General features: G+C 66.4%; 20 protein-coding genes and 3 tRNA genes. 12 read left to right on the forward strand and 11 right to left on the reverse strand.

From position 1 onward, the window contains the following. Positions 1–129 precede the first annotated feature (129 nt). On the reverse strand, positions 130–969 hold the full coding sequence (locus ACFFGN_RS31590; RefSeq protein WP_380055346.1) for an arylamine N-acetyltransferase family protein: 840 nt from the start codon (positions 967–969) through the stop codon (positions 130–132). Positions 970–1,047: 78 nt separating this feature from the next. Here ACFFGN_RS31590 and ACFFGN_RS31595 point away from each other — a divergent pair, with 78 nt between their 5' ends. Further along, on the forward strand, positions 1,048–2,067 hold the full coding sequence (locus ACFFGN_RS31595) for a lactonase family protein (RefSeq protein WP_380055349.1): 1,020 nt from the start codon (positions 1,048–1,050) through the stop codon (positions 2,065–2,067). On the opposite strand, the gene ACFFGN_RS31600 is transcribed toward ACFFGN_RS31595, so the two are convergent. Next, entirely contained in the window at positions 2,064–2,372 is a 309-nt protein-coding gene (locus ACFFGN_RS31600) for a hypothetical protein (protein ID WP_380055352.1), read from the reverse strand. The two genes, ACFFGN_RS31595 and ACFFGN_RS31600, sit on opposite strands and share 4 nt — an antisense overlap. Next, positions 2,369–3,220, reverse strand: coding sequence for a phytanoyl-CoA dioxygenase family protein (locus ACFFGN_RS31605; RefSeq protein WP_380055356.1), 852 nt, complete (start codon positions 3,218–3,220; stop codon positions 2,369–2,371). Before ACFFGN_RS31605 ends, ACFFGN_RS31600 begins: the two co-directional genes overlap by 4 nt. Positions 3,221–3,328: 108 nt before the next feature. Here ACFFGN_RS31605 and ACFFGN_RS31610 point away from each other — a divergent pair, with 108 nt between their 5' ends. After that, complete coding sequence (locus ACFFGN_RS31610) at positions 3,329–4,108, forward strand: AraC family transcriptional regulator (RefSeq protein WP_380055358.1); 780 nt, start codon at positions 3,329–3,331, stop codon at positions 4,106–4,108. A 103-nt stretch (positions 4,109–4,211) separates the two neighbouring features. Continuing rightward, positions 4,212–4,724, forward strand: coding sequence for a hypothetical protein (locus ACFFGN_RS31615; RefSeq protein WP_380055360.1), 513 nt, complete (start codon positions 4,212–4,214; stop codon positions 4,722–4,724). Between the two features lie 96 nt (positions 4,725–4,820). On the opposite strand, the gene ACFFGN_RS31620 is transcribed toward ACFFGN_RS31615, so the two are convergent. Continuing rightward, on the reverse strand, positions 4,821–5,312 hold the full coding sequence (locus tag ACFFGN_RS31620) for a YajQ family cyclic di-GMP-binding protein (protein ID WP_380055363.1): 492 nt from the start codon (positions 5,310–5,312) through the stop codon (positions 4,821–4,823). 81 nt (positions 5,313–5,393) lie between these two features. On the opposite strand from ACFFGN_RS31620, the gene ACFFGN_RS31625 reads away from it, so the two are divergent. Further along, positions 5,394–5,476: transfer RNA gene (locus tag ACFFGN_RS31625), tRNA-Tyr, on the forward strand. Positions 5,477–5,567: 91 nt separating this feature from the next. Here ACFFGN_RS31625 and ACFFGN_RS31630 read toward each other — a convergent pair. Then, the gene (locus ACFFGN_RS31630) at positions 5,568–6,086 is read right to left on the reverse strand and encodes a hypothetical protein (RefSeq protein WP_380055366.1); all 519 of its coding nucleotides are present in this window, start codon (positions 6,084–6,086) and stop codon (positions 5,568–5,570) included. Between the two features lie 104 nt (positions 6,087–6,190). On the opposite strand from ACFFGN_RS31630, the gene ACFFGN_RS31635 reads away from it, so the two are divergent. From ACFFGN_RS31635 to ACFFGN_RS31645, 3 genes are all read left to right on the forward strand, one after another. Further along, a complete protein-coding gene (locus tag ACFFGN_RS31635) occupies positions 6,191–6,610 on the forward strand; it encodes a VOC family protein (protein ID WP_380055369.1) in 420 nt (139 codons plus the stop codon). Between the two features lie 116 nt (positions 6,611–6,726). Further along, the gene (locus tag ACFFGN_RS31640) at positions 6,727–7,791 is read left to right on the forward strand and encodes a hypothetical protein (RefSeq protein ID WP_380055372.1); all 1,065 of its coding nucleotides are present in this window, start codon (positions 6,727–6,729) and stop codon (positions 7,789–7,791) included. Positions 7,792–7,885: 94 nt separating this feature from the next. Beyond that, on the forward strand, positions 7,886–8,698 hold the full coding sequence (locus ACFFGN_RS31645; RefSeq protein ID WP_380055375.1) for a transglutaminase-like domain-containing protein: 813 nt from the start codon (positions 7,886–7,888) through the stop codon (positions 8,696–8,698). A 239-nt stretch (positions 8,699–8,937) separates the two neighbouring features. Here ACFFGN_RS31645 and ACFFGN_RS31650 read toward each other — a convergent pair whose 3' ends face one another. The 3 genes from ACFFGN_RS31650 to ACFFGN_RS31660 form a co-directional block, all read right to left on the reverse strand. Beyond that, complete coding sequence (locus tag ACFFGN_RS31650; protein WP_380055378.1) at positions 8,938–10,155, reverse strand: hypothetical protein; 1,218 nt, start codon at positions 10,153–10,155, stop codon at positions 8,938–8,940. 359 nt (positions 10,156–10,514) lie between these two features. Next, positions 10,515–11,333, reverse strand: a complete 819-nt coding sequence (locus ACFFGN_RS31655; RefSeq protein WP_380055382.1) for a TrmH family RNA methyltransferase — start codon at positions 11,331–11,333, stop codon at positions 10,515–10,517. 284 nt (positions 11,334–11,617) lie between these two features. After that, positions 11,618–12,106, reverse strand: a complete 489-nt coding sequence (locus ACFFGN_RS31660; protein ID WP_380055386.1) for a GNAT family N-acetyltransferase — start codon at positions 12,104–12,106, stop codon at positions 11,618–11,620. 192 nt (positions 12,107–12,298) lie between these two features. Here ACFFGN_RS31660 and ACFFGN_RS31665 point away from each other — a divergent pair, with 192 nt between their 5' ends. Then, positions 12,299–12,688: a MerR family transcriptional regulator gene (locus ACFFGN_RS31665; RefSeq protein ID WP_380055389.1), complete on the forward strand. Its 390-nt coding sequence runs from the start codon at positions 12,299–12,301 to the stop codon at positions 12,686–12,688. Positions 12,689–12,710: 22 nt separating this feature from the next. Here ACFFGN_RS31665 and ACFFGN_RS31670 read toward each other — a convergent pair whose 3' ends face one another. Both ACFFGN_RS31670 and ACFFGN_RS31675 read right to left on the reverse strand, forming a co-directional pair. Continuing rightward, a complete protein-coding gene (locus tag ACFFGN_RS31670) occupies positions 12,711–13,658 on the reverse strand; it encodes an aldo/keto reductase (protein WP_380055392.1) in 948 nt (315 codons plus the stop codon). Positions 13,659–13,713: 55 nt separating this feature from the next. After that, positions 13,714–14,586: an alpha/beta fold hydrolase gene (locus ACFFGN_RS31675; RefSeq protein WP_380055397.1), complete on the reverse strand. Its 873-nt coding sequence runs from the start codon at positions 14,584–14,586 to the stop codon at positions 13,714–13,716. A 72-nt stretch (positions 14,587–14,658) separates the two neighbouring features. Here ACFFGN_RS31675 and ACFFGN_RS31680 point away from each other — a divergent pair, with 72 nt between their 5' ends. Together ACFFGN_RS31680 and ACFFGN_RS31685 are read left to right on the forward strand one after the other, a co-directional pair. Continuing rightward, a complete protein-coding gene (locus ACFFGN_RS31680; RefSeq protein ID WP_380055400.1) occupies positions 14,659–15,159 on the forward strand; it encodes a CGNR zinc finger domain-containing protein in 501 nt (166 codons plus the stop codon). 103 nt (positions 15,160–15,262) lie between these two features. Beyond that, positions 15,263–15,808, forward strand: a complete 546-nt coding sequence (locus ACFFGN_RS31685; protein WP_380055404.1) for a GNAT family N-acetyltransferase — start codon at positions 15,263–15,265, stop codon at positions 15,806–15,808. A gap of 139 nt (positions 15,809–15,947) precedes the next feature. Here the strand turns inward: ACFFGN_RS31685 and ACFFGN_RS31690 are convergent, their stop codons facing one another. After that, positions 15,948–16,886, reverse strand: a complete 939-nt coding sequence (locus tag ACFFGN_RS31690; protein WP_380055407.1) for a M23 family metallopeptidase — start codon at positions 16,884–16,886, stop codon at positions 15,948–15,950. A 453-nt stretch (positions 16,887–17,339) separates the two neighbouring features. On the opposite strand from ACFFGN_RS31690, the gene ACFFGN_RS31695 reads away from it, so the two are divergent. Together ACFFGN_RS31695 and ACFFGN_RS31700 are read left to right on the forward strand one after the other, a co-directional pair. Then, a tRNA-Thr gene (locus ACFFGN_RS31695) sits at positions 17,340–17,412 on the forward strand. A gap of 48 nt (positions 17,413–17,460) precedes the next feature. Continuing rightward, positions 17,461–17,534: transfer RNA gene (locus ACFFGN_RS31700), tRNA-Met, on the forward strand. Positions 17,535–17,579: the final 45 nt, after the last annotated feature.

Consider the following 17,579-nt stretch of genomic DNA (forward strand, 5'->3'; position numbering starts at 1 on the left):
CCCGCCGCCCTCCCCGCAACCCGCCGCGGCGCATCGGTATCCCGCTCATCGGACGCTTGTGACGCGGCGTGTCGGCGTTCATCGGACGCTTTTGACGCGGCGTGTCCCCGCTCATCGGACGCTTGTGACTCAAGAGTGCTGGGCGGCCGCCCACGCCTCGTGCTGGGCGAGGGCGCGGCGCCAGAGGGTTTGGCGGGCGGTGGGGGAGAGGTGTTGCAGGGGGAGGTGGAAGACGTCGGCTAGGGCGGTGAACCAGGCTGCGGGTGCTTCCAGCAGCGTGGGCGCGGTGGTCGGCGTACTGAGGGATAGACCGCGCAGGATGTGTACGTCGCCCGGCGTGCGGATAAACGCCGAACAGACGCGTACGAACGGCGACTCCGGCGATTCCGACAGGTACGCGTGCTGCCGCGCGAAGTCGCTCATGACGGCTGGCGCGTTGTCGAAGTCCATCCCAATCAGTCCGCCCGTCTCATCGTGGTCCAGCCGCCACCCGTCGGGTACGACCTCGGATCGCCGCAGGCCGAACGTGAACGGCCTCTGGTCGTACACCCCGGCCCTGAGCGGCAAGGGCACGTGCAGGCCGTCCCCCAGGCCGGCGTCGACGAGCCAGGTTGTACCCGGGGCATCGGGAAGACCCGACACCGTCAGCACTAGGTGGCTACTGTCCACCCGAGCGGCTTGAGTCGACGTGTGGACTCCACCGCGGTGACGAGTCACTCGATAGCCCAAGGCCTCTAGCAGTACCGATAGCGCGCCATTGATCTGAAAGCAGTAGCCGCCGGTTCGACCGGCGATGATCCGCTCGGCCGACTCGAACGGGTCTAGCGGCGTACGACCACCTAGCTGGAACTGGATGGACTCGTACGGCACGGACTCGACGTACGCCGCGTGCAGCCGGAACAACCACTCGACGTCGGGTTTACCCGGCTTGGGCAGGCCAATGCGGCGGAGGAAGGCCGGGACATCCATGGCGTCGAGCGTAGGCGGAACCGCTTGCATGCTGGAACTGCGAATGCCTCAACGGCGTCCGGGTGGCAGGGTAGGCGCATGACCTCGGAGCGCATCTACGTCGGCAGTTACACCAGTCAAGCGGGCGGAGGGACCGGGATCGGCCTCGGGTCTCTCGAGCAGGCGGAGGTGGCCGCGACCACCAAGGACCCGTCGTTCCTGGCCAGGTCGGCGGATGGGCGGTTCCTCTACGCGGTGAACGAGCTGGACGAGGGCCGCGTGAGCGCCTTCGCGGTTGGTGCCGACGGCGCGCTCGAATTCCTGAACGACCAGCCCACCGAGGGCGCGCATCCCTGTCACCTGGCGATCGACCCGTCCGGGCGGTACGTGCTCTCGGCGAACTACAGCTCCGGGTCCGTCGCGATCCACCCGATCCAGGCCGACGGCTCGCTCGGCGCGGCGACGCAGATCGTGCAGCGCGAGGGCACCGGGCCGAACGTGGAGCGCCAGGAAGGCCCGCACTCGCACCAGGTCGCCTTCGATCCCGCGGGCGAGTACGCGGTCGACATCGATCTCGGTAGTGACACCGTGCACGTCTCCCGTTTGACCGAGGACGGACGTCTGGAGGAGGCCGGCAGTCTGTCGGTCCACCCCGGCGCGGGTCCTCGCCACATCGTTTTCCACCCGGGCGGCGCCGCGGCGTACGTGATCAACGAACTCGACTCGACTTTGACCGTCTGCGCCTACAGCGCGGGCAAGCTCGACGCCGTGCAGGTGGTGTCGACTCGCCCTGAAGACGCTACCGGCGAGAGCTTTCCGGCGGAGGTGCTGATTTCAGCGGACGGCCGTTTCGTCTATGGGTCCAACCGGGGTGACGACACCATCGCGGTGTTTGCCCTCGCTGAGGACGGGTTGTCGGCTGAGCTGGTTCAGACGATCAGTTCTGGTGGGACCTGGCCACGGCACCTTGCCTTCAGCAAGGATGGAACCGGCCTGTACTCGGCCAACGAGCGCTCCGACTCGGTGGCGTTCTTCACGGTCGACCAGGCCAGTGGCGTCCTTACCGCAACGGGGACTCCGCTGACCTGGCCGAAGCCGGTATGCGTGCTGCCGCTCTAGACCCGCACGAGCTTCTCGAAGAAGAACTCGTGCTTCAGGAACGACGTGTCGTACTCGTGGCCCGGGTGCGGCGGTAGAAGCTGCGCAGCCTGGAACAGGCGCCAACCGTCTTTAAGAGCGTCCAAGCCGGTCTCGTACGGCGGTACGTCGCTGTCGCCCGTAGTCGGGGTTGTAGCGCCCGTGCCGTCGTACGTCGACCAGCCGATCACGTGAGCGTCTAGCGCCGAAGAGGCCAGGTAGAGCACGAGAACCTGCTGGCGGATCTGTACGTCCTGTTCAGCGGCTACTTGGGCAGTGAGACTCATGCCATCTCCTTCGGGGCGTGCGGGTTGAGGCTGCGCTGGGCGACGACGCGTCGCGGCTGGTTGGTGACGCGGGTAACCCAGTACTCCGGGTCGAACGTGTCGTCACCCGTGAGGGCCTGCCACAACTTCACCCGGTTGTAGAGCTCCAATCGGCCCGTGGCGGTCTCGTACCAGGGGAAGAACGTCGAGAGCTCCTTGGCCACTGCAGGGTCGTAAAGGTCGTCGGTGTTCCAAAGCCGGACCTGCCGGACAGTTGGGTTGAACCGGATTTTGAACATGTACCGGTCGATCGAGCTGTCATTGCGGCGTCCGCCGTGCCAGATCCCATGGTGGAGGAATACGACGGTTCCGGCCGGGCAAGTCAGTCGGGTCTGTCCACGGAGGTTCTGGTACCTCCCGGTGTCCGACTCGTTCGTACGCCGCAGGTGGCTGCCCGGAACGCTCAACGTGCCACCCATCTCCAGGGTGACCTCCTGCGGGTAATACATCAGCTGGACGTCGAAGGCTCCGGGACGTACGTCGATGATCGCGTCGGCGTGGAGGTTCTGCGCCTCGCCTTCGTTCGCCTCGCGGATATGCACGGCGTGGTGATCCACCGTCGGGTCAGGGCCCACCAAGCTCTGGATGGCGCCGGCCACCTCCGGGAGCTGGACCAGTCGCTGCGCGAACGAGCCTTCGGGGAAGGTTTCCCGCAGCGGAGTGCCGTACGGGACCGCGGGAATGCCCTGGTCGAGCACTTCGATGGCCTGTGCGTTCATCTCGTCCGGTACGACGGCGTCCATCCGGAGCGCGCCGTGCGCCACGAAATGCGCCATCTGCACGGAGGTGAGCAGGTGTTTGCGATGCATAGTGTCTCCCCTGGACCGGAGGTCGGAGTGGTTCCTACTCCACAAGCCTGCGGTGCTGGGCCGTGCTTTCGCGTGGGTCTGACTCACTATCACTGGTAGTTTTTCACCATGGTTGAGCGCGTCCCGCTGTACCTGGAAGAGCCTCCCGACCTGATCAACCCCGGCGTAGGCGTCCACGGCGTGCAGAGCCTGCGCGACGTCTTCCGGCTGCCGGATCTCTGGCAGTTCCACGTGTACGGCTACCACGCGGACCTGACGATCAACGGCCACGTCTATCCGGTCCGGCCGGGTTCGGTGAGCCTGGTACCACCCGGCGTGCAGGTCGCCTTCGACTACCGCGGCCGTTCGGAACACCTGTTCGCCCACTTCCGTACGGCGCTTGCGGGTGATCCGGTGATGGTCCCGGTGGTTCAAGACGCAGGAGTAGCGTCCACGGTCTTGTCGGACCTCCTGCGCGAGGCGATCCGTGCATCCCCTGGAGGCTCTCGCAGGGTCGTAGCCGAGGTTTGGGCGGCCTTATGGCGGGTGGCTCAACTACCTGAGCAATCCACGCACGGGTCGTCCCACGCGGCTGTAGCGACGGCCGTCGCCCATATCGAGGCCAACCTGGCGCGGCCGCTCGCCGTACCGGAGTTGGCCCGGGTCGCCGGTATCTCGCACAACCACCTGACCCGGCTCTTCCGGGCCGAGACCGGTATGACCGTCGTGGCCTACCTACGAGGCCGGAGGATGGCCCGGGCTCGGCACCTTCTCACCTCGTCCACGCTCTCCATCCCGGCCGTAGCCGCCTCCGTCGGGATCAACGACCTGCAGGCCTTCAACAAGGCTTGCCGCCGGGAACTCGGCGGATCTCCCCGGGCCGTCCGTACGGGCAAATACGGTCGCTAGCGACGTACGGCGCGTCTAGCGTGCCTCATATGTATGAGCTGGTACCGATCGCCTCAGCCTCATCGCCGGCTGCTGGGGCGTACCGATCTCCTGGTCGTCCGAGGTGGCAGACCTGCCTGGGGGCTTTACGGACGCCCTTGCGCGGGCGGTTGGCGAGCACGAGGCCGGCGTCGTACCCGACACCTTCGTGCTCATGGCCGCCGCCGTCCGGAACGACGAGCAGGGACGGGGTCACGCGGGCCGGGTCATCACCAGCGTCCGCGAGTACGCCGTAGCCGCGGGACTGGCCAAGGTGATCGCACCGGTTAGACCCACGCTGAAGAGTTCCTACCCGTTGACGCCGATCGACGAGTTCACGACCTGGAAACGCCCGGACGGCCTACCGCTTGACCCCTGGCTCCGCACGCACGTACGCCTCGGCGCAACCATCCTCGCCCCAGCACCGGCCAGCCAGACCATCACGGGGACTGTCGCGGACTGGGAGGCCTGGACCGGCTTAGCCCTCCCAAGCAGCGGCACGTACGTCATCCCGGCCGGCCTGGCCACACTGCACGTAGATCGCGCTGCCGACCTGGGCACCTACCAAGAGCCCAACGTCTGGGTCCGCCACGCCTAACTCCGGCGGCCAGTGGGACGTGAGGAGGCCGTACGGCGGGCGGGCCGTACGACACCTCTCGAGTGACCAGCGATGGCTCAGTGGTTCAGTGGCAGTTCAGCGGTAGTTGACGAACTGCACGGCGAAGTCGTAGTCCTGGCCCTTGATCAGCGCCTGAACCTCCTGCAGGTCGTCCCGGCTCTTGCTCGAGACGCGCAACTCGTCGCCCTGGATCTGCGCCTTGACGCCCTTGGGGCCTTCGTCGCGGATGAGCTTGGAGATCTTCTTCGCGTTCTCCTGGGTGATGCCCGCGCTGATCGTGGCGTTGATCTTGTAGATCTTGCCGGACAGCTTGGGCTCGTCCGCCTCCAGGCCCTTGAGCGAGATCTGGCGCTTGACCAGCTTGTCCTTGAACACGTCCAGGACGGCGTTGGCCCGCTCCTCGGTGTTGGCCTGGATGTCGACCGACTCACCCGACCACTTGATACCGGCGTCGACGTTCTTGAAGTCGAACCGCTGGCTGATCTCCTTCGCCGCCTGGTTCACGGCGTTGTCCACCTCCTGGTGGTCAACCTTGTTCACGATGTCGAAGGAGGACTCCGAGGCCATGGGCACTTCCTTTCGATTTGCTGTCGGGGGTGCTTCCTGTTGTATTGTCTCTCCCGCTGGCCTTCGGACCAGCAGCACCCTGGCAGGTTGCCCGAGTGGCCAAAGGGAGCAGACTGTAAATCTGCCGGCTTACGCCTACGCAGGTTCGAACCCTGCACCTGCCACAGGAGCTGAAACCGCCCCTGACCCGCGGAAACGCGGGCCAGGGGCGGTTTTGCGTGTCCAGCCCGGGTCGGACGCGTCGGGCCTGAGCGGCTAGTGGATTTCGACGGCGTCGTGGATGAGTTGGGTGTGGAGGCGGCCGTATTGGCGGTAGGTCACCTTCACTGCCGGGATATTGAGTGGGCGCTGGTCGCTGGTGATGCGGAGATGCACGAGCACGGTGTCCGGAAGGGCCTCGTTCGGTACGAGCTGGCGGCCGTTGACCTCGCCGATCAAATGCCGCCTCGGGTCGTCCTCCGGCGACCGGAACTGGCCTTTGAAGGTGCGCGTGGCTGAGAAGAAGTCGTAGACCTTCGCGTCGACGAACTCGATACCCGGGTCAGGGTCTACCGGGACGACGTTCACGAGAGTGATGATCTGGCGGCTGGTGTTCTGGATCGACTTCACCGGGTAGTAGACGTCGTCGCCGGCCTTGATCGCGAACATCGAGTTCGACGATCCACCCTCGACGTACAGGGCGTCGCCGCCGCGGAGGACGAACCATAGTCCGATCGAGACGATCAGTGACACCGTGACCCCGATGGCGGCGGCGATCTTGTCGGTACGTCGCATTTGTCCCCCTCCGAATGCATGTGGTCATCACAGCATCCCGGAACGTAGGCGCACCGAACGAGTAGAGGTCACAAGCTGTCCTCTGCGTTCGACAACCTAGAGCCATGACTGAGAACGCGACCACCATCAGCACGTACTACGGATACCGCGACGCCGCTGCGGCGATCGACTGGCTCGGCCGGGCCTTCGGCTTCGAAACCACCATGCGCTTCCCGGAGGAAGAAGGGCCCGTCGCGCACGCCGAGCTCCGGCTGGGCGACGCCGCCATCGTGGTGTTCAGCGACCTCGACGGGTACGAGCGCCCGCCGCGTAAGGGCGAGACCTGTGGCTTCGGGACCTACCTCACGGTGGCCGATCGGGGTGAGGTCGACAAGGTCCACGCGCGGGCGGTTGAGGCTGGGGCTACGAGCGTGTGGACGCCGGACGACACGGAGTGGGGGAACTACCGCTGCCGGGTGCTCGATCCGGAGGGTTTCGAGTGGACATTTGGTACCCATCGGCCGGGGCAACCCGCCAGTTGGTGACAATCTGTAACGAATGCGCCGACCCAGCGATGTAGCCAGCACGATGGCCGTGCCGGCGGGGGCCCAACAAGGGAAAGCCGGCATCCCGGGCCATCGCTGATCTCCAGGGGGAGCGCATGCGTTTCAGAAGTACGGCGATAGGCCTGACCGCGTTGGCGTCGGCCACCACCGGGTTGACGGCGGCGGTTGCCAGTCCGGCAGCAACCGCCGCACCCGCGGTCGTGACGGCGTCCACCGCGGTCACGGCCGCAACCGCGACCAAGGTCGTCTCGATGACGGTCCGCTTCGGCATGAACGGCGACATTCCGGTCGCGCGCAACTACGTCGGCGACAGTCGGGTCGATCTCGCGGTCTGGCGTCCGGCAACCGGCGTCTGGCACGTGCGCGGCCTCGGCTCGATCAAGTGGGGCGTGCGCGGCGACATCCCCGTTCCGGCCGACTACAACGGCGACGGCCGGGCCGAGCTGGCGGTATTCCGCCCGGCCACGGGCACCTGGTACATCCGCGGCATCGGCACGTTCAAGTGGGGCATCAACGGCGACGTGCCCGTGCCGGCCAATTACCTCGGCAACGCCCGAGCCGAGCTCGCGGTATTCCGCCCGGCGACGGGCAAGTGGTGGATTCGCGGCGGTACCGCGATCGCCTGGGGCCAGCGCGGCGACGTACCGGTGCCGTCGAACTACGTCGGGGACAGCCACGCCGACGTCGCGATCTTCCGCCCGGCGAACGGCCGCTGGTACCTGCGTGGCGGCGGCATCTACGCGTGGGGCGTTCGCGGCGACATCCCGGCCCCGGCCAGCTTCGGCGGCGACAGCCGTTCCGAACTCGTCGTGTTCCGCCCGTCCACGGGTAGTTGGTACATGCGTGGCGTAGGCATCGTGCGCTGGGGTGCGACCTGGGACAAGCCGCAGCCGGGCCAGTACGGCGGCGACGCTCGCGCGGATCAAGCGGTCTTCCGGCCTTCGAACGGCACCTGGTACGTGCGCATGCTCGTACCGGTGACAACGCCTCCGCCGCCTCCGCCCCCGCCGACGTGTCACCCGTCCTACCCGGACTTCTGCATCGCGCCGCCGCCTCCGGACCTGGACTGCCCCGACATCGGTCGGACGAACTTCACTGTGGTGGGCACTGACCCGCATCGCTTCGACGCCGACAATGACGGTATCGGCTGCGAAAGCTGAAGTTCGGACTCGAAAGACCTAAGAACTGAAGGAGAACCGGCCCTCGCAGTGTGAGGGCCGGTTCTTGTCGGTGGGCCCGTCTAGCATCACTCCCATGACGCTCGACTATCGATTACCCGGGCCGTTCACCACGTTCGATCCCGGTCAGATCGCTTTACTGCAAGGGCTTCCGGAGGATGCGGTCGGCCTCTGCCAGGCTGTGCAGAAGCTCGTCATCCAGCCGTTCGACGCCACGCCGCTGGGAGTGCCCGACCAGCGGATCGATGAGCGGAACCTGCGCCCGGTCAACGCGATCGTCGCCGCGCTGGCCGCCCTGGACCCAAGACCGTTGAACATCCCGCGTCCCAAGGAGAAACGGGTGGTCGGCTGCTGCCGGCACTTCGTCACCCTCGCGACGGCCTTGCTGCGCCAGCGGGGTATTCCGGCACGCGCCCGCGCCGGCTTCGGAACCTACTTCAGCCCCGAGCGAAGCTTCGATCACTGGATCCTCGAGTACCACGACGGCGAACGGTGGATCCGAATCGACGCGGAACACCTCGGCCACGGCTACGTCGCGAACCCGGCGGACCTCGCGCCAGGCGAGTTCCTCACGGGCGGCGAAGCGTGGACGCTGTACCGCGCCGGCAAGGTCGACCCGATGACCTTCGGCGTCGTCGGGACGGATCACGCCTGGGGGCCGGGAGAGATCCGCGGCAACGTCATCCGCGACCTGGCCGCGCTGAACAAGTGGGAAGCGCTCAACTGGGACGAGTGGGGCCGGATAACCGACTCGTACGAGGGCAAGACCGACGCCGACTACGACGACCTGATCGACAACATCGCCGCGGCCTGCGCGCGCGACGAGCCAGCCGAACTCCAGGAGGTGTATGCCATCGACGAACTAACCTTCCCCGCCACCTTCCGGTGACCTCATCTCGACACCTTGCGGGCAGTTCCCCCCGAGCCGGGTGTAGGCCGCGTGACCCGTGGCCGCGTCCGCCAGTTCGCGGGTACGACGCCTTGCTGCTGGGCGGTCCCGCCGTGCCGCCTTGGGGTGGTTCCGCCGCGCCGCCTGCCACGGATGTCTGCACGGCGCAATGCAGCCTGCGACGGCCTTCGCGCCAAGGTGCATCGACCTTCACGCAGACCAACCGGGCCACAGGCTGGTCAGCGGAGTTTGAAGATCTCGACCACGTGGGGCGTATCGATCAAGGTGTGCGGCGCGAGCGCGTGGTAAGCCCAGACATGGGTCCATGCATTCCCGGTGCGAACCGTCAGCACGGTCTTCATCATTCCCGGGCCGAAGTACGTGAAGAACAGAAAGACGATTGACAGCAGCGCGTCGGTCGGAGAGGTCAGGACCGTCCAGGCATCCCATACGTGCAGGAGTGTGTACGTGACCCCGCCGAGAATGACCGTTGTCGCTGCTGATCCAGTGAGCCGGAGGAAACGCGGCACCAGGATGCAGTAGATGAACACCATGGCGGGAAGTACGGCGCCTGCAAGGTAGAGCACGAAGGTGACGGGGAGGCCGACGACGTATTGTCGTGCGGAGAGCTCGCCCACCACGGTCGCCAGCGTCGCGAACTGGATTGTCGACTCGACGAGCAGGATGATCACGATCAGGCGGGCATCGGAACGCCGGTCGCTGGACACCAGGTTCAACTGCACAGCCGAGTAGCGCCGACGGAAGTAGGCCAGCGGCACCACCGCATAAACGAGCAGGTTGTACGCGGCCCAGGAGATTGCTTCTGCGGGTCCGACGTGCTCGTGCGTACCGAAGATCGTGCCGGCCAGATGTAGTCCGAATGGATGCCATCCCAGAAGCCGGGCCAGGCCAAATCCGAGCACCAGGCCCAGGACGCCGTACGTGAGCAGGAAGGCGACCTCCCGCCGGGCGGTTGCCAGATCCGGAGCCCGCTCGGCCAGGTCGGGCCGGGCACGGTTGCGAGTCAAGAGGCACGTGAGCGCCATCAGTCCGAAGATCCCCAGCAGCGCGATGTTCGTATTCAGTACGTGCTCGACGGACGACCCGGGCAGCTCTGGCCAGTCGAACGGCAAGGCGTCCTCCGCCAGCAGCAGCACCAGTGCGTTGGCGGCGAACCAGATCGCTGCGGTGATCCGGACGGTGCGCTGACGGGCGATTGCCCGCAGGGCGCTCGTAGCTCGAACTGCTGTTGGAGGCATGGCGGCTCCTTTATTTGATACGCCCGTATCAACGACGATCCCGGAATCTAACACGGTTGTGTTATAAAGCCCATGCTCAAGTTTGCCGACGCCGTGCGACGCCGTCGTGACCTCGCCGAGGTGGTTTGGCGGGTGATCCGCACGAGGGTCCGTGAGCGCGTCGGTCCGGACGTTCCGCGATAGATGGAACTCCACCACCGCGACGGCCGGAGCACGCCGTACGGTCGAAGAACGGCGAACTCGCCTCTTCGGCCCTCACAAAGACCCTTCGAAACAGCTGTGGGGCAAGGGGCTATCGGCTGGCTCGCTGCGCCACATGTTCGGCACGCCGAACGAGCTACTCGTCTTCGCGATGAGCCAGGTGGTCGCCCGGATCTCGGATCGGTTCAACGGCCAGGCAGCTGCTCTCTACCGGGCGTCGATGCTCGGTTCGCCGTTCCTCGTGGACCAGACCGGCCCGCCTCGCGACGATCCCACTGCTGCGTCGCGACTGCACTCGGACACCTGCCGCCGCTCCTTTGGCTGCGCCGCCTTCCTGCCGGCGCGAGGCGCGCGTATCAGGGACGGGCGGAGTGGAGGCGTTGGCGGCGGGCTTCGTAGAGGACCGTGGTTGCGGCGTTGGCGGCGTTGAGGGAACTGGCTGAGCCGGTCATGGGAATGCTGACGAGGTGGTCGGCCAGTTCACGCCAGGCTGCGCTCAAACCGGAGGTTTCGTTGCCGATCAGCAGGAGCGTTGGCCGGGTGAGGTCGAAGTCGAAGATCTCGGCTTCGCCTTTCTCGTCCGTACCGACGACGAGCACCGGCTTGCCGCGATCCCGCTCGCGGTCGATCCACGCCATCACCTCGCGTTGCGACGGCACTCGCACCGACGGCAACGCGAAGAGGGATCCCGTACTGGCGCGCACCGAGCGCGGATCGTAAACGTCGGCGGCATGACCCGTCACGATCAGCCCGTCGGCTCCGAAGGCATCGGCGGAACGAATGATCGAGCCGATATTGCCCGGACTCGACGGCCGGTCGAACACGAGGCCGAGGAAGTCGTGCCGTACCTCGATGCGATCCAGGTCGTCGGCCGGCATCTCCAGCACGGCGATGATCTCCGGCGCGGCTTCTTCCTTCTCACCTAGCTCGGCCAGGAGATCGGGCGCCATGTTCACACGCTCGCCACCGGCCCGGTGCAGGATGTCCTCTGCCCAGGCCGTACGTGGTCGCTGGGCGTCGTACAGCAGCGCACGGATCGGCCAGTCCTGGTCAACCGCGATCGTGATCGGCCGCACGCCCTGCACGAGGAACTCACCGGCACGCTGCCGTTTGTTCCGGTTGGTCAGCAGTGCCTGCCACTGCTGGAACCGCGCATTGCGCGAGCTGATCCGCATCGAATCCTCCGGTCGTTCGAGGCTCTACCTCACCACGTCGAATCGCAGATACCCGACATCAGGTGCCCTGACCACCCGGCTGCGTCGCAAGTGAACCGGCTCCGGCGACCCGGCGTACGCCCAGCCATGCAGTGCCCCAAGGCCCACGCGGAGGCGTGGATGGCGCCGCCCGCACGCCCGCACGCCCGCCGCCCGAGTCGCCAGGGCGTCCGTGTAGCCGAGCTGCCGGGCCACCCGTCGAACGAGGCACCGGGCCATCCGCCGCCTGCCGTGCGAGTCGCCCGTCAGGTCGAGTCGCTGGGGCGGTCGTCCGGTGAGCCTAAGACGTGCAAGACGTACTGGATGCCGTCCTCCGGAGGAGGTTGTTGCTCGGGTGGCACGCGTTGGAAGCCGACCTTCTCCAGTAGCCGGACGGAGCCGACGTTCTGCTCGGCTGGATCGGCGTACAGCGGGCGAATCGGTATTTCGTCCAAGAAGAGGCGCAGCGCGGTCGATCCGACACCCCGGCCCCAGAACGCCCGCCCGAACCAATAGCCGAGCCAGTGTTGCTCGTCTTGCTCCCATTCGACGATGTTGCCCGCGACCTCGCTGTCGACCAGCACCGTGCGCAGGTTGACGCTCGGATCGGCCCGGATCTTCGCCCAGTGCTTGACGAACCGGTCATGCTCGCGCGCAGGAAAGGCCGCCCGCTCGGACGCCACCGGATCCGACTCGTACCGATGGAAGATCTCGATGTCGTCGTCCTCGACCGGCCGAAGCGCCACCGTGGTCATCGCACCACCTCCTGAACTCACCTAAACACCCGCCGCCGACAGAAAACCGATCGATCGACCGGCCGCCACTACCGCGACCCAAACACCTGCCACCGACAGAAATCGATCCGATCGGCCGACCTGGCCACGACCCACACGAAACGACCCAAACACCCGGCACCGACAGTTTGTGCGGGGTGCGACGATCGGGGCATGACGCAGACCAGAACGGCGGACGGCCGGTACAGCCCGGGCGCGGCGGCGGAGCTGACCGGCCTGACGATCGACACCCTGCGCTACTACGAGAAGGAGTCGCTGATCGGACCGATCGAGCGACTTCCCGGCGGGCGCAGGGTCTACCGCGAGGGCGATATCGCCTGGATCGGCGTGGTGAGCTGCCTACGCGACGCGGGCCTGGGGATCAGCGACCTGCAACGGTTCACCAGCCTGTTGCGGGCCGAGGGCGATCCGGGCACCCGCGTGGAATTCCTCCGCGAGCGTCGGACCGCCCTGCTGGACCACATCGCCCGGATGAACGCGGCCCTCGGCGTTCTGGACGACAAGATCGCCTACTACAGCGCCCGGGAGGTGAGCGCCGACTGAGCCCACAACCGAATAGCGGGTGTCACCACGGCTTGTCCAGCTCGGCACGTACGTCGCCGGGCAGGTCGAGGCGCGCGCCTTCGAGCGAGGCCGCGAGCTGTTCCGGCCTGCTCGCGCCCACGATCGGCCGAACCGCGGGAGTACCGCCGACGAGCCAGGCCACGACCACGCTCGACCGGCTGACTCCGAGTTCGGCGGCCACCTTCGCGAGCGTCTCGACCCGTGCCGTCGTACCGGGGTGGTCGTATTCCTGCGGGAACGACTTGTCATCGCGGTCGTACGCGCCGGACATCAGCGGGGTGTAGGCCCACAAGTTCCAGTTCGGATCGGTCGTCGCGTAGTCGATCGTCTCGTCGGTGAGCCAGCCGAACCGGTGTCCACCCGTCCTGTCCGCCACCAACGGCCTCGGGCGCACGTAGCTGTACTGGAGCTGCAGGTAGCTCGGCGCCTCGACGCCCAGGCCGACTGCCACGGCGCGAGCGCGTTCAGTTCGCCAGAGCGCCCAGTTCGACAGCCCGATGTGGCCAACCGTGCCGGCGGCCACGTGCCGCCCGAAGGTGCCGATCGTCTCCTCCAACGGCGTCGCGCGGTCATCGCGATGAGCCCAGTAGAGGTCGACGTGATCCACGCCGAGCCGCCGCAACGACGTACTCAGGGCCGCGTCGATTCCCGCCTGATCGAGTGACTCGACGTGGGCCGGATAGCCGCCGGGATGCAGCGGTTCGCAACCGACTTTGGTCGCCAGCTTGATCCGGTCCCGGACGCCGGGGCGCTGCGCGATCCAGCGGCCGAGTAGCTCCTCGCTTTGGCCGCCGTGCCCGCTCGGGTTCTGCCAGAAGGCGTAGCAGTTCGCTGTGTCGATCCACTCGCCACCCGCGTCGACGTACTGGTCGAGCAGTGCGAAAGAGGCCTTCTCATCGATGCGGGAGCCGAATTCCATCGCTCCCAGTGCAAGGTTCAGTCCAGTCATGGCCCGAGCCAACAACCTGGAGCGCGCTCCAGATCAAGGTCATGACCGGATTTGGTCAGTTCCGGGCGGGAAGACGGCGGGCAAGGAAGTCCAGGATCAGCTCGGCGATCTCGGTCGCGTGGGTCTCGAGCGCGAAGTGCCCGGTCGGCAGCAGGTGGATTTCGGCGTCCGGCAGATCGCGGGCGAAGGCCTTCGCGCCGGCAGGCGGGAAGATCTCGTCGAACTCGCCCCAGGTCGCAAGCAGCGGCACCTGGCTGGTCCGGAAGTACTCCTGGAACTTCGGGTAGAGCCGGAAGTTGTCCACGTACGAACGAATGATGTCGAGCTGGACGCGCTCGGCCCCGGGCCGTGCGAGAAGCGCCAGGTCGTGCGTCCACGTGTCCGGGCTGACCAGCGTCGGGTCCGGTACACCGTGCAGGTACTGCCACTTCACCAGCTCCGGGCTTTGCATCGTCGCAACCGCCCGGGCGTTCTCAGGTGACGGGTCCTCGGCGTACGCGTGCACGTCCGACCACATTCGCTCGACCAGGCCGTCTTCGTAGGCGTTGCCGTTCTGGGTGATCACCGCGGTGATGCGTTCGGGATGCGCGAGGGCCATCCGCCAGGCGATCGGCGCGCCATAGTCCTGACCGTACACGGCGTACGACGACAGGCCGAGCGCCTCCGTGAACGCGGTCGTCATCGTAGCGAGAGTGGCGAAGTTGTACTCGAACTCGTCCGCCGACGGCATCGCGGAATAGCCGAAACCGAGGTGGTCCGGCGCGATCACGCGGTACTGCCCGGCCAGCAGGGGGATCAGGTTGCGAAACATGTGCGAGCTGGTCGGAAATCCGTGCAGCAGAAGGATTACGGGCGCATCGGCGGCGCCGGCCTCCCGGTAGAAGATCTCGTGCCCGTTGACCTGAATGGTGCGGTGGTGCGTAGTCATCGCCTAACCCCTTTAAGTGATTGATGTGGTTACAAGCAGCGAGTGAACACCGTGAAGTGCTAACCTGTCAACATGTCCAATGTGGTTAGACGTGATGACGAGGTGTTGCTCGAGCTGCTCAACACCGCGCCGGTCGTCGACGGCGTCCAGACCGATGCGCTTGCGGACAAAACGGCTGCGCGGGAGTGGCTCGACGCCCGCGGTGCGAGTGGTACGAGCCCTGCGATGGCGAAGATGGTCCGCGAGGCGATCGCGTCGGTAGTTCGCGGCGAATCGGCGGAGGTGCTTCAGCCGTTCCTCGCTGGCGCAACCCAGCTGCCGGCTATCGACGGGCGAGGCCTTCGCTGGGACATGAAGCCCGGTAAGGCGGGGGCGTTCGCCATGCGGTGCGTACTGGCTTGGGCCGAGCTGGCAGAGCTTGCGCCGGGCCGGCTCCGCCCGTGCGAGAACGACGAGTGCAACCTGTTCCTGCTCGACCGAAGCCGGGCGAACTCACGGCGCTGGTGTTCGATGGCTACCTGTGGCAACCGCCTGAAGGCCCGTCGCCACCATCAGCGCGTTACCCAGGGCTAGGCGTCCGCGCGTAAGTCGTACCGCCTCCAGCCGCCGCAGGCCGCCGTATGGCGTCGAGGCGCTCGTACGGCGGTGAGGCCGTAGTACGAGCGTGAGGTGGTAAATGCCCGGACAAGCGAACCGGCTCGGGGTGATGATGGTCGGCGTGACTGATGCCGTACGACAGGACGTGACCATTCGCCGAGGTCTGCCGACGGACGAAGCCGATCTGCTGGCTCTCGACCAGGCGGCGTGGGGCCCGGATTCAGGCTTTCCCTCGCTCACGGAAGGCGAGCGCGACTCGTTCTTCACCGAGCGGTCCAAGCCGGAGGACCACCTGGTTGCGCTGTATGACGAACGAATCGTCGGCTATGTGAAGCTGGTCCCGCGTTATCCCTTCGTGGAGGGCGACGGCGTATACGGCGTTTACGGGCTGGCGGTGTCGCCTCAAGCCCGTGGCCTCGGCGTTGGCTCCGCACTGCTGACTGCAAGCGAGGGGGAGGCTCGTCGCCGCGGCGGCCGCAAGATCTGCCTGAACGTGCTTGCCACGAATGCGCCCGCTCGCCGGCTCTACGAGCGCCACGGCTACGAGGTGGTCGGCCACGCCCGTGCGGAGTTCGTGATCAACGGGCGGCTCGTCGACGACTACAGCCTCGCCAAGTTCCTCTAGTGTCCCGACTCAGGACACTAGCCAGCTCTAACGCGCAAGGGTCGTCTAACGCGCGAAGGCAGCCTGAAGCGCAAGAGCGCTTAACGTGCGAAGGACCCTGCGCAAGCGCAAGGTCCTTCGCACGTTGGGATTGCGAGCACTACGGGTTGACGCCGTGGTCCTGCAGCCAGGGCTTCGGGTTGACCTGAGTCTCGCCGCCCAGCAGTACCTCGAAGTGCACGTGCGGGCCGGTGGAGTTGCCAGTCGAGCCAACCGAGCCGATCTGCTCGCCAGCGCTGACGTTGTCCCCGACGGAGGCCACGAACGCCGACATGTGCGCGTACGACGTGACGGTGCCGTCCTCGTGGCGGACCTTGATCTGACGGCCGTACGCCCCGGCGTACTCCGCCGAGATGACCTCGCCGGGCAGTACCGATAGAACCGGAGTGCCCTGCGGCGCTGCGAAGTCCAGGCCGGTGTGGTTGCGGGCCCAGCGGCTGCCGCCCTGGTTGAACGTCGCGGTGATGCGGTAGCCGGTAGTCGGCAGCGAAGCCTTCGGAGCCTTGTCGGCCTCTGCCGCGGCGCGAGCCCTTTCGACCTGCTCAGCCTTCTCGGCCTTGGCGGCATCCGCAGCAGCCTGGGCCTTCTTCTTGGCCTCTGCAGCGATTGCAGCCTTCTTGGCGGCCAGTAGCGCGGCGGCTCGGCGCTCAGTCGCACTACGGTTCGCGGCCTGCTTGGCGGCTCGGGCCTTCGCCTGTACCTCTGCGGCGGCCTGAAGTTTGCGGGCAGTTGAGTCGGCCAAGGCGAAGCGCGAGGCGTCGCGGCTGGCCAACTCGCGACGGTCGATCCGGGCCGCAGTGATCGATTCGGGCTGGATGGAGCTCGTCTGGGTGGTGGCGCCGTTACTGACGCCGACGGTGCTTGCACTGGCTGCGGCCGCAAGTGCGGCGGTGAGGCCGACGACCTGGGCGCCTCGGATTTGCTTACGCCGAGTGACACGGTGTTTGGCGGGTGACCGCCGGGTGGTGGCTGCCGTGTTCGCCGTGCGAACCACGGATCGCGACAGGGCGCGATCGGACGCGTCACGGAGAGGGGACACGAGGGGACCTTCCACTGGAGGGGCATGACTTACCCCCAGGGTTATCCCCAGGGGTCGCCTCGACGATAACGACGAGATCACGGTGAGCCCAAACGGTTGAACCTGAAACAGCTCGAAATTCGCTTACAGAACGTGACGATCGTCTTCGCGTTCAGTGGTCGGCAGGCGGAACGGCGGCGGTTTTCCAGACCCCTTCGCCTGTGACTCAAGTCATGCTTGTCGATGCGGGGAAACGTCCACGAACTTGTTATAAGCGTCCGTCTGAGGTCGGGTTCGGCTGTGATCGGGGTCGCTGGAAAGTCGCGATCGAGGTCGCCGGAAATTGGCAGAAGCACCCCTTTGGGCAGGGTAGACTTCCGCTGTCGGAAGAGCGGTGCAACGGCCGTCCGGCAGGTGCGATCGAACTCGATTTCACACCTGGGCAGGTGGCCGTGTAGTGTCTCTCCTCGGCCCGCCCCTTTAGCTCAGTCGGCAGAGCGTCTCCATGGTAAGGAGAAGGTCTACGGTTCGATTCCGTAAAGGGGCTCTGAGAAGGACGTCTCGCCCGGTCCGCCGGGCGTGACGGACAACTCTTGGCGGGGTAGCTCAGGTGGTTAGAGCACACGGCTCATAATCGTGGTGTCGCGGGTTCGACTCCCGCCCCCGCTACCCACCAATGCAGTACATCGAGAGTGCGATCACCCAAGTTGCGCA

The sequence above is a fragment of the Kribbella deserti genome, assembly GCF_042434725.1.
Lineage (GTDB): Bacteria > Actinomycetota > Actinomycetes > Propionibacteriales > Kribbellaceae > Kribbella > Kribbella deserti.

Excerpts from the sequence above, each read along its gene's own strand:
- ACFFGN_RS31590 (WP_380055346.1), bottom strand. The coding sequence starts at position 969 with ATGGATGTCCCGGCCTTCCTCCGCCGCATTGGCCTGCCCAAGCCGGGT.
- ACFFGN_RS31595 (WP_380055349.1), top strand. The coding sequence starts at position 1,048 with ATGACCTCGGAGCGCATCTACGTCGGCAGTTACACCAGTCAAGCGGGC.
- ACFFGN_RS31600 (WP_380055352.1), bottom strand. The coding sequence starts at position 2,372 with ATGAGTCTCACTGCCCAAGTAGCCGCTGAACAGGACGTACAGATCCGC.
- ACFFGN_RS31605 (WP_380055356.1), bottom strand. The coding sequence starts at position 3,220 with ATGCATCGCAAACACCTGCTCACCTCCGTGCAGATGGCGCATTTCGTG.
- ACFFGN_RS31610 (WP_380055358.1), top strand. The coding sequence starts at position 3,329 with ATGGTTGAGCGCGTCCCGCTGTACCTGGAAGAGCCTCCCGACCTGATC.
- ACFFGN_RS31620 (WP_380055363.1), bottom strand. The coding sequence starts at position 5,312 with ATGGCCTCGGAGTCCTCCTTCGACATCGTGAACAAGGTTGACCACCAG.
- ACFFGN_RS31630 (WP_380055366.1), bottom strand. The coding sequence starts at position 6,086 with ATGCGACGTACCGACAAGATCGCCGCCGCCATCGGGGTCACGGTGTCA.
- ACFFGN_RS31635 (WP_380055369.1), top strand. The coding sequence starts at position 6,191 with ATGACTGAGAACGCGACCACCATCAGCACGTACTACGGATACCGCGAC.
- ACFFGN_RS31640 (WP_380055372.1), top strand. The coding sequence starts at position 6,727 with ATGCGTTTCAGAAGTACGGCGATAGGCCTGACCGCGTTGGCGTCGGCC.
- ACFFGN_RS31645 (WP_380055375.1), top strand. The coding sequence starts at position 7,886 with ATGACGCTCGACTATCGATTACCCGGGCCGTTCACCACGTTCGATCCC.
- ACFFGN_RS31655 (WP_380055382.1), bottom strand. The coding sequence starts at position 11,333 with ATGCGGATCAGCTCGCGCAATGCGCGGTTCCAGCAGTGGCAGGCACTG.
- ACFFGN_RS31660 (WP_380055386.1), bottom strand. The coding sequence starts at position 12,106 with ATGACCACGGTGGCGCTTCGGCCGGTCGAGGACGACGACATCGAGATC.
- ACFFGN_RS31665 (WP_380055389.1), top strand. The coding sequence starts at position 12,299 with ATGACGCAGACCAGAACGGCGGACGGCCGGTACAGCCCGGGCGCGGCG.
- ACFFGN_RS31670 (WP_380055392.1), bottom strand. The coding sequence starts at position 13,658 with ATGACTGGACTGAACCTTGCACTGGGAGCGATGGAATTCGGCTCCCGC.
- ACFFGN_RS31675 (WP_380055397.1), bottom strand. The coding sequence starts at position 14,586 with ATGACTACGCACCACCGCACCATTCAGGTCAACGGGCACGAGATCTTC.
- ACFFGN_RS31680 (WP_380055400.1), top strand. The coding sequence starts at position 14,659 with ATGTCCAATGTGGTTAGACGTGATGACGAGGTGTTGCTCGAGCTGCTC.
- ACFFGN_RS31685 (WP_380055404.1), top strand. The coding sequence starts at position 15,263 with ATGCCCGGACAAGCGAACCGGCTCGGGGTGATGATGGTCGGCGTGACT.